The sequence below is a fragment of the Nitrosomonas communis genome, assembly GCF_900114745.1.
In the GTDB taxonomy this organism is placed as follows: Bacteria; Pseudomonadota; Gammaproteobacteria; order Burkholderiales; family Nitrosomonadaceae; genus Nitrosomonas; species Nitrosomonas communis_A.
In genome coordinates this window covers 1-15,529 of sequence record NZ_FOUB01000030.1, presented here as the reverse complement: position 1 = coordinate 15,529, position 15,529 = coordinate 1, and the positions used below count along the sequence as shown (strand labels likewise).

At 45.3% G+C, this 15,529-nt stretch carries 13 protein-coding genes, 1 pseudogene and 1 riboswitch; all 14 genes and pseudogenes read right to left on the bottom strand.

The features are described 5' to 3' along the window. Window positions 1-68: 68 nt before the first annotated feature. Complete coding sequence (gene atzF / locus BM122_RS11820; protein WP_074905745.1) at window positions 69-1,886, bottom strand: allophanate hydrolase; 1,818 nt, start codon at window positions 1,884-1,886, stop codon at window positions 69-71. Beyond that, the gene (gene uca / locus BM122_RS11815; RefSeq protein WP_074905744.1) at window positions 1,886-5,512 is read right to left on the bottom strand and encodes an urea carboxylase; all 3,627 of its coding nucleotides are present in this window, start codon (window positions 5,510-5,512) and stop codon (window positions 1,886-1,888) included. Before uca ends, atzF begins: the two co-directional genes overlap by 1 nt. A 25-nt stretch (window positions 5,513-5,537) precedes the next feature. Continuing rightward, window positions 5,538-6,209 carry an urea amidolyase associated protein UAAP2 gene (locus tag BM122_RS11810; RefSeq protein WP_074905743.1) on the bottom strand — a complete coding sequence of 224 codons (672 nt, stop codon included), beginning with the start codon at window positions 6,207-6,209 and terminating at the stop codon, window positions 5,538-5,540. Beyond that, a complete protein-coding gene (locus BM122_RS11805; RefSeq protein WP_074905742.1) occupies window positions 6,206-6,937 on the bottom strand; it encodes an urea amidolyase associated protein UAAP1 in 732 nt (243 codons plus the stop codon). The genes BM122_RS11810 and BM122_RS11805 overlap by 4 nt, the downstream gene beginning before the upstream one ends. Continuing rightward, a complete protein-coding gene (locus tag BM122_RS11800) occupies window positions 6,934-8,364 on the bottom strand; it encodes an APC family permease (protein WP_083398469.1) in 1,431 nt (476 codons plus the stop codon). The genes BM122_RS11805 and BM122_RS11800 overlap by 4 nt, the downstream gene beginning before the upstream one ends. A 352-nt stretch (window positions 8,365-8,716) precedes the next feature. Further along, a riboswitch (guanidine-I (ykkC/yxkD leader) is annotated at window positions 8,717-8,823 on the bottom strand. Between the two features lie 248 nt (window positions 8,824-9,071). Beyond that, window positions 9,072-9,713, bottom strand: coding sequence for an orotate phosphoribosyltransferase (gene pyrE / locus BM122_RS11795; protein ID WP_074905741.1), 642 nt, complete (start codon window positions 9,711-9,713; stop codon window positions 9,072-9,074). 604 nt (window positions 9,714-10,317) lie between these two features. Next, window positions 10,318-11,071, bottom strand: a pseudogene (locus BM122_RS11790) (IS5 family transposase). A 227-nt stretch (window positions 11,072-11,298) separates the two neighbouring features. Continuing rightward, entirely contained in the window at window positions 11,299-11,652 is a 354-nt protein-coding gene (locus BM122_RS11785) for a DsrE/DsrF/TusD sulfur relay family protein (protein WP_074905740.1), read from the bottom strand. 231 nt (window positions 11,653-11,883) lie between these two features. Then, window positions 11,884-12,372, bottom strand: coding sequence for a transposase (locus BM122_RS11780; protein WP_074905739.1), 489 nt, complete (start codon window positions 12,370-12,372; stop codon window positions 11,884-11,886). Window positions 12,373-12,759: 387 nt separating this feature from the next. Further along, a complete protein-coding gene (locus BM122_RS11775; protein WP_074905738.1) occupies window positions 12,760-13,182 on the bottom strand; it encodes a hypothetical protein in 423 nt (140 codons plus the stop codon). Between the two features lie 1,027 nt (window positions 13,183-14,209). Next, window positions 14,210-14,368 carry a hypothetical protein gene (locus BM122_RS23320; protein ID WP_177198116.1) on the bottom strand — a complete coding sequence of 53 codons (159 nt, stop codon included), beginning with the start codon at window positions 14,366-14,368 and terminating at the stop codon, window positions 14,210-14,212. Window positions 14,369-14,391: 23 nt separating this feature from the next. Then, window positions 14,392-15,012, bottom strand: coding sequence for a transposase (locus BM122_RS11765; protein ID WP_074905736.1), 621 nt, complete (start codon window positions 15,010-15,012; stop codon window positions 14,392-14,394). A 17-nt stretch (window positions 15,013-15,029) separates the two neighbouring features. Continuing rightward, entirely contained in the window at window positions 15,030-15,305 is a 276-nt protein-coding gene (locus BM122_RS11760; RefSeq protein WP_177198115.1) for a hypothetical protein, read from the bottom strand. Between the two features lie 8 nt (window positions 15,306-15,313). Beyond that, on the bottom strand, window positions 15,314-15,529 hold a 216-nt coding region (locus tag BM122_RS11755), incomplete at its 5' end, for a transposase (protein ID WP_143083418.1).

Sequence of the window (15,529 nt, the reverse complement as noted above, 5' to 3'; positions counted from 1 at the left end):
ATCTTTTGATATGCTTTTTTTTCCTCATCAACGAGTCGATTAAAACGGATGGGCCAAGAGGCGTAAGTTTATGGATGGGTTAATTGTTGAAGATAGTTGCGCCATCCACCAAAATGGCTGATATCGGTTGCCTTTTTGGTTGCATAATGTTCACAGATAAAACCTTGCACTGTTTCACCGTTTACCAAGGTAATGGTACCGATACCTAACGGTGCTGGAATATTAGCAACAAAGCTGCCAAATTCGCGTGCTGGCAATTCCCAAATTTCTACTTCAATTGCGAAGCCTCGCTCATTATCATTTACTCGAATTAAGCCAGGACGTTGAGGTGGTTTGCCTGGTAATGCGTAGAGTCTATAGTCTGAGGAAGTAGTGGTGCTAGTTATTAATCGACCTTGGCGACTAGTCAATTGTTCATTTAGCGGCAGACCGGATAAATGTGCGCCACAAACGGCGATACGTACCTGACTAGACTGAAATATGGTAGGGAAGCGAGTTTTAGGTAGCGCAATATCCGTCGCTCCCAAAGGGAGTGAGTAGAACTCTTGCAAACGGTGCGCAAGACGTAGTAAGGGTATATCCTGGTGAGCAGGCGCAACCAGCGTAACACCAAAAGGAAGACCATTATGCTGAAAGCCAGCAGGGGTAGCGACGGCCGCATAGTCGAGCAGATTCATGAAATAGGTGTAGTAGCCCAGATGGGTATTGAGGCGTATCGGGTCCTGCTGCATCGCTCGAATGGAATAGATTGTGCCGGCAGTGGGGGTAAGCAAACAATCAACCACTTGCCAGATCTGATCCGCCTGCTGTTTGATGCGACGCAATTGATAGTGTCCCTTGAAGGCGTCAGCGGCGGAGTATTGTTGCGCGCTTGTGATAATTTCGCGTATGGGTGCAATGATTTGATCGCCTTGTGACTCAAAAAATGACTGAATCGCGCTATACCGCTCGGCTATCCAAGAGCCTTCATAGAGAAGGCGGGCAGCTTCGAGAAAAGGTTCAAAATCGATTTCAATCGCTTCACCACCCAGCGCGTGCATTGAGGCGACCGCTTCGTGGAATAATCGCTCACTTTCAAGGTTACCGAAGAATTGCAATTGCTGCCTACGCGGAACAGCAAAGCGAAAATGGGAAATTGCGCCGAAGTCAAAGTTATATTCTTCTCTTTGTCTGGAATAGATATCTTCAGCATCGTAGCCCGCAGAAACTTCCAGAATGCGCGCAGCATCAGCAGCAGTCAACGCAAAAATTGATACGGTGTCGAGGGAGCGGCAGGCTGGTACCAGGCCATGTGCTGAAAGCCAGCCTTTCGTGGGCTTATAGCCAATCAAATTATTAAAAGCGGCAGGAACCCTGCCTGAGCCTGCGGTATCAGTACCAAGGCTGAAACATACCTGTCCCTTGGCAACAGCAACCGCAGAGCCTGAGCTTGAACCGCCGGAAATATAGTCACGGTTAAATGCATTGCGGCAAGCACCGTAAGGAGACCGTGTGCCATTCAGGCCAGTGGCAAACTGGTCCAGATTGGTTTTGCCAATAGGAATGGCACCAGCATCCATTAATCTGCGCACGACAGTTGCGCTGCGAGAGGGTGTGTAGGCAAAAGCTGGGCAGGCAGCCGTGGTCGGTACACCGGCGAGATCAATATTATCTTTGATGGCAAAGGGAATACCATATAGCGGGAGCTCCGCCATTCCCTTTGCTTCTACCTGGCTTGCATAATATTTCAAGGACTGCAGTGGAAGGGTAGCAATCCAAATATGGTCCGGATCATGTTGAATTTCAGCATGGATCATCGCTACCAGTTGAGTGGGAGATAACTCACCTCTTGCATAGTGTTGCAGTAAGGAAGAAATATCACTGAGGGGATGAAATCTTTCCACCATCACATTTCTTCCTGAATGATGAGTAGTACTTGCCCAGCAGACATATATCCCCCCTGTTTGCAGAATAATTGCCGCACAGTGCCAGTGACAGGCGAATCTACCGAGAATTCCATTTTCATGGATTCGATCATGATCAGCTGCTTTCCTACTTCTACGTGTTCTCCTTCACTGACCAGCAGTTTCCAGACTGTGCCTGTCACTTGAGAAGTGACGGCTTGCGCACCTGCCGGTAAGTCGAGTTCGCTCTGTGCATCCGCTTCTTCCAACATATCTTCACTGATATATTGAGCTAGGTTATTAGCCTCCCAGCGTCGGCGTTCAGCTTCGAACGCAGTTTGCTGTTTGGCTTTGAATGCATTGATACTGGCAGCGTGTTGTTGCAGAAAAGCGTTGTATTGCCTCAGATTCAGAACCGTTTCTTCCGTGCGTAGTTTAAAACGCCCGGTAATGAAATCGTTGCGCAGTTTGAGGAGCTCACTTTCGCTGACGGGATAAAAACGGATTTGATCAAAGAAACGCAATAACCAAGGGCGACCCTCCTTGAAATCCTCGGTTTGGCGATAGCGATTCCACATTTGTACGGTGCGGCCGACAAACTGGTAGCCACCCGGGCCTTCCATGCCATAAATGCATAAATAGGCACCGCCAATCCCGACAGCATTTTCAGGTGTCCAAGTACGTGCCGGATTGTATTTGGTGGTGACAAGACGGTGACGGGGATCGAGCGGGGTCGCGACCGGTGCGCCCAAATAGACATCTCCCAGCCCCATGACCAAATAACTCGCTGCAAATACAATATGCTGAGCTTCTTCGATGCTTTCCAAGCCATTAATGCGGCGAATAAATTCGATATTACTTGGGCACCACGGCGCATCGCTGCGAACCGATTGCATGTATTTTTCAATGGCCAGCCGTGTGGCGGCGTCATCCCAAGATAAAGGCAGATAGACGATACGGGACGGCACTTCCATATCATCGATTGAGGGCAGCTCGTTTTCACCTGCAATCAGAAGATTCATTAGCGCATCGCGCGCTAATCGTCGTGCATTAAAATGGATTTGCAGTGAGCGAATGCCGGGCGTCAGATCCAGGATGCCGGCAAGCTCATTATTGTCGATACGTTGCTGTAGCCAGGTCATCAAAGCATGGGCTCGAAAGCGTAAATTAAGATCGAGCATAGACGGACCATACTCGATTAACAAGTATTTGTCACCAGACTGGCGATAAGTTACTTGCACCTGTTCTTTGCTCTCACAAATGCGATGCAAAATGGGGCTTTCTAATTTCGAGCGTTGAGTAGAAATCGAGATGTTTCCATCGGCATGAAGATGCTGAATAAACAGGTTCTGTTGTTGTTCCAGCGTAAGCGCATCTTCCATCGATATCGAGCGAAAATGGATACTATCGCCTGGTTTAAGCTGGCCAATTTTCCATAACTCTGCATGAGCTATGGTAACCGGACAAACGAAGCCACCCAGACTGGGACCATCAGGGCCAAGGATGATCGGCATATCTCCGGTAAAATCAACTGCGCCAACCGCGTAGGCATTATCATGAATATTGGAAGGATGCAAACCAGCTTCGCCGCCATCAGTGCGCGCCCATTGCGGTTTAGGACCTATGAGGCGCACCCCGGTACGACTGGAGTTATGATGGACTTTCCATTCAGCGGCAAAAAAATGTTCGATGTCTGCTTCGGTAAAAAAATCAGGCGCTCCATGAGGACCATACAATACCGCGATTTCCCAGTGGTTTGTATAATGAGGAATCCATTCCTGTGGCACATACTGCGGAAGGAAAGGTTGAGAAGAATTCACGGCGTGAATATGCAACACATCCCCGGCACGTAGTACACGTCCTGCATGCCCACCGAACTGGCCGAGTGTGAAAGTAGCTTTGCTGCCAAGGTAATCAGGTATCTGAAAGCCGTCTTGCACTGCCAGATAAACTCGGCTGCCTGCTTGTTTAACTTTGCCAAATTGTAATAGCGCACCTGCTTTGACGAGATGAGATTGCCACTGGAGCAAGGGCTCACCGTCCAGCAATATATCGATAGGAGCGCCACAGATGGCAATAATGCTATCGCAATTGAAACGCAGTGTCGGTCCCGTCAGGGTAATTTCCAGCCCAGCTTTATCTTCATTATTGTTCACTAGCCGGTTGGCAAGGCGGAAGGCAAGGCTATCCATTGGCCCTGAAGGAGGAACGCCCACGTTCCAGTAACCAATTCGCCCCGGATAATCCTGTATCATGGTTTGCACACCCGCGTTCAGGACATCAATACTATGTGCCTGATAATGGAAACCATTAAGAAACTGGGTACTCGGTTGCCCACTACGAAATACGGCGCTTTGCAGAATCTGCTTGAGATAGGCGAGATTGGTTTCAATCCCATGCAATGCGGTGTGATCCAGCGCCGTAAGGAGATGAGCAATGGCTTTTTCCCTGTCAGGTGCATGCACGATGATTTTAGCCAGCATGGGATCATAAAATGCTGATATATCTATCCCCCGATCTATCCAGGTTTCCACACGGGCGGCTGTAGGAAACTCTGCTGTAGTTAATGTACCGCTGGAAGGCTGGAAGTCTTTTGCAGGATTTTCAGCATAAATGCGTACCTGGATAGAAGCACCCTGTGGTTTGACTGTAAAAGAAGCAAGAGGAGGAAGATCGCCCGCTGCCTGGCGCACCATCCATTCCACCAGATCGATACCGGTCACTTCCTCGCTTACCCCATGTTCGACTTGTAGACGAGTATTGATTTCAAGAAAATAAAACTGGCTATTAACAGCATCAAAAATATATTCGACGGTACCGGCAGATTGATAATTAACCGCTTTGCCTAGGTGTACTGCCGTTTCCAGTAACGCCTGACTCAGGGGAGGAGGGAGATTGGGGGCCGGTGTTTCTTCGATGACTTTCTGGTTGCGCCGTTGCATGGAGCAGTCTCGCTCGCCCAACGCCACAACTTGACCCTTACCGTCACCAAAAATTTGCACTTCAATATGACGAGCCTGGTCGACATATTTTTCCAGAAACAATCCGGCATCCTTGAAATTATTTTGCGCAAGTGTTTTGACAGATTCATAAGCGTCGATCAGTTCATCCTGATTCCAGCAGAGACGCATGCCTATGCCGCCACCGCCGGCAGTACTTTTCAGCATGACGGGGTAACCAATATGCTTGGCCTGATGGCAGGCTGATTCGAGGCTTTCCAGCAGATCGGTTCCAGGCAGAAGGGGAATTTGATTTTGCAATGCCAAGGCCCGGGCAGTATGTTTCAGGCCAAAGGCACGCATTTGCTGCGGAGTAGGGCCGATAAAACAAATCCCATGCGCAGCACACTGTTCGGCAAAATCAGCTTTCTCACTAAGGAAGCCATAGCCTGGATGAATCGCTTGCGCGCCAGTTTGTTGAGCAACTGCTAAGATTTTGTCAGCACGCAGATAGCTCTCAGCCGCGATGCCACTACCAATACAGTAGGCCTCATCCGCATCGATGACATGCCGCGATAAGGCGTCAGCTTCGGTATAAACGGCTACGCTTGCTACCTTCATCCGGTGGAGTGTACGGATAATACGACAAGCAATTGCGCCTCGATTAGCAATGAGTACTTTATTAAACATAGCTTTATCCTTTATGGATCAACCATTAACTAGCTTGCCTCTCCCAAACCAGTAATCTGATCGGTGTTGGGTTATAAGCGTTGCAAGGGTTATTTAGTTGCGGACAGTTCGAGATCAATACCAATACATCCATTTCGGCACGCATTTCGACATATTTGCCGGGCGCAGAAATACCGTCCACAAACTCCAATCCACCATCTTCTGTGACAGGTACATTCATAAAAAAATTAATATTGCTCGGAATATCCCGCTTACTCATGCCAAGATGTTCGCAAGCGGTTTCATGTGCGAGTGCGTGCAAGAAATTATCGCGGCAACTATGCATAGGGTATTTTTCTAGCGCGTAACGCACTGTGTTGCTTTCTGCTGAACAAGCACCGCCCAGCGTGTCATGTCGCCCACAGGTATCCGCAATGATCGTAAGCATCATATTGCCAAAATTAGAGCAAAGTTTACTGCCAGTGGTCAGATACAGCTTGTTCTGAGCGCGTATCGTGTCCGTCATGCTATAGCGTTCCAATGCATGGTTTGCATTGAAAAACAGCGTATCGACGGCCTGATTACCTTCCAGGTCAACGATACGGAAAATTTGCCCCCGTTTAACCATCTTGACCCAAGGTTCACCTGCCGCACAAATTTCATCAATGATGGCAGAATCAGGATTAAGTTTACTTTCGATCAATTGAGACGTATTCATAACGCACCTCCACAAGGGTGATAGAACCTATGAGTATTGTGTAATCCACGCAGGTTCTCGGCAATCTGTTTGCATTCCGAAGCTATTGTGATGGGTGTAGTAAATGCTGTCAGATGGACAGCGCCGGGTTGATAAGTTGTGTTGGTATCAAGCGGATGAGGAGCCGCAGAGAGGATCACCAATGTATCTATTTCAAAACTCAGATCGACATAACCGCCCGCTTTACTATGGTTGCGATGGAAGGTGAGTTCGCCCACGTTGTTGGCAGTTACTTTACTGAAAAGATTTATGTTGGCCACGATGTCACGCATGCCCAATCCCCATTTACCCAGCTCGATCAGCATGCCATCCATACCGCTACGATACATTTGGTTACGATGTTCTTGATAGCGGGCAATGCCATATTTTTGTTGGATCAGTTTGCTATCACTCAAACCACATACAGTATCATGCCATCCCACGGTATCGGCTGTAATGCAGCAGAATATCCGCCCCATGTCGGAGAAACAGGCGTGTCCCTTGGTCAAACGAAAGGTATGTTGTGCCTTTAAAGTATCGGCCATATTGTAGCGCTCCAGTTTTTCTTCTTGATTGAAAAACAAAATCGCACCATTGGCGTTACCGGTGACGTCGGCTAAACGCAGGGTAACCCCCCGACGCAAAACGCCTGACCAGTGACATCCACCCGGAATACGTTCTTCCCACAGAAATACGTTATCGTGATTCATTTGTTTCTCCTTATCAGAATGGTTAAGGTTGTCATGCTTATGATGCCTCCCAGAACCAGTGGTACTGCCCAGAGCTGCCACCAAGGCGCATCGGGTGAAGCCAAGTAGGTACGTGGCCACGCAATGTTAATTAACTCGAATAATGACCAGAGAAAGGCGGCGATATTGATGATCAGACCCCATCCCCCTAATTTCAATTCACCCAGCGCCGGATCCCAGCGGCCGGTAAGCCGAGTGTATAAACCGACGCCTGTTGTCATGGAAAACATGGCATAGAGACCTCCTGTACCAAATGCGATGATGGTCGCGACAGCCTGATCGTTGAGTCCGAACAGCAGCCCCAGGCTGGCCAAAAATATTGTGCATAGAATTGCATTTCTCGGTGCTTTGGTAGCAGTTACACGGCTGAGTGATGCGGGCAGGTTGCCTTCACGCGCCATGGAGAAGACGATGCGGGAGGTGTACTTGACGACGGACGCGCCGCAAGCGAGAAAAGCGATCACGACGATTGCCAAAAAAGGTTTCTCAAACCAATCTCCAATATGGGTTGTTATCAGCGGCGTAATGGGATCAAATGTCGCGCTGGTTTTCGCCAGGGTATCGTGATCAAACGATAACGTTAAAGCAGCAGAATTGAAAACGACAACAGTACCTACCGCGCATAACGAGAAAAAAATCGCGCGGGGTACCATGCGCTTGGGTTGATGCGTTTCCTCTGAAGTTGTTGAGCAGGCATCAAATCCGATGAATGCCCAGCCGGCGATGGCGAGCGCAGCTAAAAAAGCTGAGAGTTTGTCAGGTGCTGTACCTTCACCCAGGTTTTGGAATAATTCGGAAACTGGGTGTTCTCGGAAAAAAAAGAAAAGTAACAGGGCAATACCGAACGATCCAATGATTTCGGCATATACCCCCAGTGCAATGATCGACTTGAACACATTTACATGAGCAAGATTGAGCAACATGCAAATTAACAGAAAAACTATACCCCAAAATACCATCATAAGACCAGTTCCACTTGGAGAATCAAATAAAATCGCGAGCCAGATTCCTCCTGTATAGGCGGTTGTGGTCAGCATGGCGATGGTTGAGCTGACATAAATGATACCAGCGTACTGACCTGTAATAGTTCCACCGAGCTGCCGTGCCCATTTGTAAGCGCCACCAGCAATCGGAAATTGGGAAGAGAGTTCGGCATAGACGGTGGCAACCAATAACTGCATGATTAAACAGATCACGAGTGCTGTGAACCAGCCTCCACCAGTAACATTGGTTTGTACACCGACTATGGCATAAAGTCCAACAACAGGAGAAACCACAGCGAAGCCAAGCGTAAAACTATTCCAGATGCCCATGCTGCGATTAAGCATTTGTGGTTCAGGTGATTTCATTTGAGATGAAAAGCTTTTGTGACTACGAACGGTTGACATGATATGCCTCATAGAAGTAATGAGAAATGATTCAATCCGAGTCAAAACTCTCAATTAACTGAGAAGCTGAAAATCGGTAAACAGCTTAGCCTGAGAGCTATGGCTGTTTTAAACATGGGAATAACTGGAAAAAAATGAACGGTCAGGCATTGTGTATTTTTTCCTGACCAACTCCAATAACTCACGTTGGCCTGTATCAATGAATCGGCCGTAGGGAGCGTTAGATTTCTTCCAGTGCTATCGCTGGAAAGAAAGTAATGAAATGAATATAAGATTGATGTGTACATAACGAAGCCTCCTTTAAATCATCAGGTCAAATACCGAAAGTCGTAATGTGTCCACACATTACGTAATCTCCCGGGCTTTTATCCCTCCGTGGAGCTTCGTTATTACCGAAGCCAGAAACTCTCGGACCAGACACTTCTTAAAAAAGAAGCCGGAACCCTAGTTTGCTATTACATCAGTTGTATAAAATTATACAACCCAGTGACGCCTATCAATAGTTAATGAATACTAAGAAACGATGTTAAGAACAAAATTAACATATATTTTTTAGAAAAACAAATTTGTATGCTCAAAATGGATCTTTTGAAAAGATGAAAACAATATATTTGGCATAATAAATGAATTCAGTGATAGTTGAATCAGAGGTGATCCTTTCATTCGGTTATTTTATTTATGGATTAGCTAGACTAAGAAAGGATAAGTCAAGCAACACCATACTGTGCGCGGTAGCGCTTAATTGCTAATAAATCTGGTGCCATATCGCTCTTGGCCACTAAATAATCCATAATATTATCCAGATTGATGATGCTGATGACTGGGATGCCGTGCATCTGTTCAACTTCCTGGATAGCAGATTTCTCATGGCGCCCTCGCTCCATGCGATCAAGCGCAACGACGACACCACAAGGTGTGGCTGAAGCAGTACGAATAAGATTGACAGATTCCTGGACTGATGTGCCTGCAGTAATGACATCATCGACAATTAGCACACGGCCTGACAGTATCGCTCCTACAATATTACCCCCTTCGCCATGATCTTTGATTTCTTTTCGATTAAAGCAGAAAGCATAATTATGACCCATCTCAGCTAGCGCAATGGCAATCGCACTGACAAGCGGAATCCCTTTGTATGCTGGGCCAAACAACATATCAAACGGGAGTTGGGCAGCTAAAATGGCTTTCGCGTAAAATTGGCCGAGTTTATGGAGTGAATTGCCATCATTAAATAATCCTGCATTAAAAAAATAGGGTGACAAGCGTCCTGCTTTGGTTTTAAATTCTCCAAAGCGCAGCACGTTATGTTCAATAGCAAATTCAATAAAGGCTTGTTTAAAATCTGACATGATTCTAATCATTCATAAAAACGCGAATTATAATACTAAAGGGCATCTCTAAAAATTCACATTTCGTCACCATACTTCGTTGTTCAAAAAAAATGTTCCCTTACATATCAGTTATATGCTGCGTCAACATTTTTTGTTCACGCCTCGTCTTGTCTAGAACTCTGAATTTTTAAAGACACTCTAAATATAAATGATGTATTCTGCATATCCACAGTTTTAGCTTAAGCCTATGTTTTAAGCAGTTCTTTGCCTTTTATTATTAACGATTTTCCATAAAATCTTCGCTCCATCAATGAAAAAAAGCGGGTATTGTAGTGGGTATCGCAAGCGCAAATTTTACCATGCCACTAATCGGCGTAAAAATCCGCCAGACAAAAGCCAATGATAAATCGATTAGATTTACCGACAACCTCGGTTTATACATCGCGATAAGACCGAACAGCTCTAAACTGTGGCGGTACCGGGTATAGCGCACCATGCAATGATTAATGCCTTTTTTGACAACTTTTTAAAATAATTGCCGATACATACGGGAAAATTTCTCGCTCTGGCTCAAACCTGAGCGAAAGCTTGGAGGATAAACTTACTAGGGTCTGTTGACATTTCACATAGGTAGCCACAGATATCCGCACGCGATGGCGACCATACTTTCATAATTTCTTTTTAATTTGTCATATCGCGTAGCTACTGCCCGATACTGCTTGAGGCGTGCAAAGGTGTTTTCCACCAAATGCCGATAACTATACAAGCCCCAATCCATATCTGCATTACCTTTCAACGAATTGCGCTTTCTCGGGATCGCAGCCTTGGCACCCTTCTTTACTATCTGCTCCCGTATATATTCACTGTCATAGCCCTTATCTGCCACAATCACTTCCACGTCAGGCAACTTAGCAATCAGCTGGGGTGCTGCAGAACAATCATTCACTTCTCCGCCAGTAATATCAAACTCAACCGGCAAACGACAACTATCAACCGCTAAATGGATCTTCGTAGTGTTACCCGCACGGCTTTTCCTGATGGCCTGGTCTTCCTGACCTACCGCTCCCGCACTTGGCTTTGCGCTTTAACGTAGCTGCCATCAATAAACCCCCACTCCCAGTCCGGATCAATAGTCAGCGCATTAAAAATCCTCATCCACTTACTACACTACTGGATGACCATGCATTGAATCTTTTATAGATGGAATTCCAGCAGCCGAACGCCTTGGGCAGGTCTCGCCACGGACAGCCAACCCGCATTCGATACAGTATGCCTTCTACCGTCATGCGCAGATTGTGCTTGTTATCAATCGCTTCTTGAAGCAGAATCTTCTCCAGCTTCGACCAGAACTCATCACTGAGCATCAATCGGGGCATCGCAAACTCGTTTTATTGGTGGTATAGGAACCTGAATATTACGAGTTTGCTCCTTTTTATTAAATAGTTATCTCAAATTGTCAACAGACCCTAGCATCCTAGACTCAAAACAGACAGTGAGATAGCGCAAAATTCATTTTTAACAGAGATAATGCTTGCGAGCAACCGCGCCGAATGAGCACAGTGGGCGATGGCGTCGAATGGGACGCGTTATTAAAACAATATGGCTAGAAGACCAGCACCTTATCTGACTCGATTGTCCACTGCCCCAACTGACTCATGGTGCTAACTTCAACTCCTTCCACGAGCGAGACGTCTTTGATGCCTCGCGCCTCGCAGCACGTGCTACAAAGCTTGACATGGCCTCCCTTGGCAAGAACCGACTTCAGCATACGCTCTACGTTATAATAGCCCTGCGGTGTGGCTTGTGCGGAGATAGCAGCCGTGACCGCATCTGTCATAAGAAAGAGGCGTACTTCCGTGTCTGGCTGATCTTTCTGGAACACCATGGCGAGGCGAAGTGCGTTGTAAGTTTTGTCGGAGCCATACGGTGGCTCATTCAGAATGAAAAGGACTTTCATTGTTGTAATCCCTTTTTGTGTGAGCAACGGACGGAAACTAACTTGCGTCGCAGCGTTAGGTTGTGAGTGGCTGATTAATGCGTAAATAGACTTAACAATATCGTGATATCTTTTTGCAATTTATACACTCGTTCATGAAAGATTTGATATTGTTCTATGCATATAGTTTCTTCCTTTTGAACTCCACAATGAATGCGTAAAAATTATTCCATTTCTAAATCAAGTTTGATTTTATCGGCTTCTCCTTACCGTATTATAGTTGATCCCATATAAAATGATTAAAATTTCATAAACAGTAAAGAGCTGCTCGATGGAACAACCTTCCCTTTTTCTGATGGCTTTGGCCTGGACCCATTTTGGCTCAATGTCATTAAAATCTTGGGAATAAGACGGTAAGTATTCAAGTGTATGCACGGCATTGGCAATGGCGGATTGGATATCCTGCCGTTTATGAAACGTCGCGTTGTCCATGCCAATTACGCAAGCGGGCAGAAGTTTAGGCAAAAGGTCCTGCGTCACCCATGCATAGAAAATATCGGCGGTGATATGAGCTATGAATAGGCCTACGGTCAGGAGCGTCTTTCCGATCAGGGCGCCGTTCACATGGGTGCGGCCTCTTGCATGCCAATCTTTTATACCATAGCAACGCTCACCCATAGGCACATAGCCATGCGTGCGTGGTATGTCGTGAGCAAAACCGCTTTCATCAAGGTAAAGGATGACGCGGCCTTCGTTTTATTTTAATCAATCTGATTAGGTAATAGCGCCAGCTCTTAGAATTTCCGGATGGCTCAAGGAAAGAAGTAACGCTTATGGTGCGTCAGAAGTAAATTTAGAACTCAATAAGTATCTAAGTTATGTAAAAATATACGGGGTAGGGTGATTGGTGATAGAAGAGGGCGGGAAGATAAGATTAATGCGCCCCATCTGTTCCGCCGGCAAATTGTTGCTAACCCCCATCCTTTCGTACCGGTGCTCACATCGGCTCGGCTCTTCACAGGGTATCTTGTGAGATAACCTGTTAGTTAGAATTTGGTTAGTATTGTGTTTCAGTTTTATCGGAAACTTTTTATTTCATTATGTAAATTTCAGAAGAATATGGTAAGGCTAATGGAGGTTTTTAGCGGGCGGCAATTCGAACCAGAATGGCTCTTTCTTACCGACGACAATTTCTTCATTGAGTTGATAAAGGAAATTGAGCGTAATAATTGAATAACCTGGCTCAAGCCCCTCAATCTCACCATATTGATTTTCCAGAATATGATGAACCACAAAAAGAGAGCCATATTCAAGTGTAAGAGTCGTGTTATTTTCAATGACAGAGGGTGCAACAATTATCTTATCTTGATAATTTAATTGCTTAAATATTGGAGCAATAACAAAGTTTGTATTCTTGCATAAGAGATTATCGTAAGATTCAATATTGACAAATAGTAAGCCAGAATAATTTTTCTCATTGCAGAACTGGCTAAGGACGATGGAGTAATCACGATTTAGCTTAACTATGATATTGCGATGTGACTTTTTCATTATTAGCTCCTTATAAAGTTGTCGCAACAGTTGCAGAAAGTTTTCCAAGCAATCCATGTTTAACAACTAAATGGCACACTTATACAGGAATAACAAGGTGTTCAACGCTACGTTTATAACAGATATAGCTTGCTTTTATAGTTTGCTTTGTTTGATATAAGGATGAGGCTTTAATCCTACAATCTACAATCTAGTTAATCCGCTTGATCCGCTTAATCCGATATGATGGTATTGATTACACGTAGTGTTTTTGCTAGTTATTCAAAGTAATTCTGATCGTTTAGTAATATTGGCTTTGGTGTTATAAACTTTTCGATTTCTTTTTGTGCAATTTGTTCTTCTTGTGATTCTTATCTCGCTATGATGTGCGATCCATTGAAACATAGAACAGGCTGGGAGCAATAAGAATTGCTGTGCGTGGGTACCCATAATTTTAAAATTATGGTTTTGCTAGGTTTGCTCGTTATCCACATTTTCCGTGAATAAAGCTGTAGATAACAGCTTTATCTTGAGCAGGGTAAAGCTTAATTTAGATTGCTTCAAAAATATGCTAAAGCTTTTACCATACTGGCCGATAAAGTATGTAATTAATGTTGTTATTAATACTTGTCATAATCCTAGATAACCTGGTGAGTTATTTACACCTCACCAGGTTATTTTATATTTGAATTTGTTTGAACTTTGTTAGTGAGAATGAGTACTAATTAATACTCCTATTACTCGGGTATTTTAGTACATACTTGTGGTGTTCTGCTATTGCGTCATCGGCTATGTATATGTTTTTTATTCCCTTGCGGTGCATGGCATATTTCTCTGACTCCTTTGTTATAGCCATGTACCGCATCCTTAGTGATGTTCATCAACTATTAACTCAAGTTTCGGGATTCAAAATCGAATAAAATTACACTGAGCCCTCCTATCCAAGGCTTCTTGCTGCAAGGTAAGATGATCTAATTGCAGAGCTACTGGTTTGCTCCTTCAACAGACCAAGGTGACGTTTGCGTTCCTTGAAGTAAACCTCGATACCTCACCGTAATGCATAGATTTCCAGCATGCGGCTTGCCTCCATTGGGGTATCCGTAGTGATAAACAATGCCCAATCATGTTTACCAGGTGTTGCTGCATGATCTCCTGTTGTTCCTTTTACAAAGAGCAGTCGATAAGGAAGCCACTGGGGACATTTCATAGGACGACGAGGCCAGATTAAGCTCAATATCCAGCATTTTGTAGCGATAATGTGCTCCTGGAATGCTTTGACATTGCTTGCGAACATGATGACTGTACAGCTCTCCTTGGCATTTGCCAGAGTGGTGCATCGTACGCCATGACGGTAATAACTATAGCGATATTCATGCGCACAATAGCGGTGAGATCGGTTGTCTGTGTTAATCGTAAAGTGGTCTTATTGCCAAACCAGGCCTCCGCCAACAAATGCTCTGCACTAAACCCCGAAGCCAAAGCACGCCTCACCATCTTGGCGGCTATTTCCGGCTTGCTCAGCAATACCGCATCCCGGTAGCGTTTGACCACATGGCTTCGGCCATTCCGAAAGGGTTGCTTAAGCTCAGCAACATTCTTATGGCTGATATAAAGCTCATTATCCAGCGGGAGAAATACTTCCTCAGTAGCGTACCCTAGCGTCAAAACCTGTTGACCCTTAACAACACGCTCCGTCAAATGATCAAAATGACTGGAAATCCCAGGCATCTTTTTACTGCGTCTTGCTTTAATGGAATCATCCAGCACAAAAGCTCTGATCTCATGGCCCATCAACTTATGCTTCATCACAACTTGTCGTGCAATCTGTAGTGTAGGCGTGTCAATTGACATCCTCCCGCTTAAGATCATCATACATAACATCTTTTCTGCATCGGTGAAATTTTGCATGGATTACGCGAAAACATGCCAATCAAACCAACTTTTAACCCCACCCACATTAACAGCAAATAAACAACCTGTGTAACTGCCACCCCCGAGCGCTTACGCAAGCCGGCGCGGTGCAGCAAAGTGGCCATATGCCATTTATTCCACAATGATGCAAAAACATTCTCCATCTGAAGTTCCGATTGGGTAAATAAATCGCCAATTAAACTTGGCAAGCCTAGGGTCTGTTGACATTTCACATAGATAGCTACAGAGTTCCACACGCTATGGCTACCATACTCTCGTAATTTCGCTTCAGTTTGTCGTATCGCGTTGCTATTGCCCGATACTGTTTTAGCCTGGCAAAAGCATTCTCCACCCAATGCCGATATTGATATAAACCCCAATCCATATCTGCATTACCCTTCAACGAGTTGCGCTTTCTCGGTATCACAGCCTGAACCCCCTTCTTCGTTATCTGTTC

Coding starts and splice junctions, on each gene's coding strand:
- atzF (WP_074905745.1), bottom strand. CDS start 1,886: ATGGTGGAAAGATTTCATCCCCTCAGTGATATTTCTTCCTTACTGCAA.
- uca (WP_074905744.1), bottom strand. CDS start 5,512: ATGTTTAATAAAGTACTCATTGCTAATCGAGGCGCAATTGCTTGTCGT.
- BM122_RS11810 (WP_074905743.1), bottom strand. CDS start 6,209: ATGAATACGTCTCAATTGATCGAAAGTAAACTTAATCCTGATTCTGCC.
- BM122_RS11805 (WP_074905742.1), bottom strand. CDS start 6,937: ATGAATCACGATAACGTATTTCTGTGGGAAGAACGTATTCCGGGTGGA.
- BM122_RS11800 (WP_083398469.1), bottom strand. CDS start 8,364: ATGTCAACCGTTCGTAGTCACAAAAGCTTTTCATCTCAAATGAAATCA.
- pyrE (WP_074905741.1), bottom strand. CDS start 9,713: ATGTCAGATTTTAAACAAGCCTTTATTGAATTTGCTATTGAACATAAC.
- BM122_RS11785 (WP_074905740.1), bottom strand. CDS start 11,652: ATGAAAGTCCTTTTCATTCTGAATGAGCCACCGTATGGCTCCGACAAA.
- BM122_RS11775 (WP_074905738.1), bottom strand. CDS start 13,182: ATGAAAAAGTCACATCGCAATATCATAGTTAAGCTAAATCGTGATTAC.
- BM122_RS23320 (WP_177198116.1), bottom strand. CDS start 14,368: ATGAAATGTCCCCAGTGGCTTCCTTATCGACTGCTCTTTGTAAAAGGA.
- BM122_RS11765 (WP_074905736.1), bottom strand. CDS start 15,012: ATGTCAATTGACACGCCTACACTACAGATTGCACGACAAGTTGTGATG.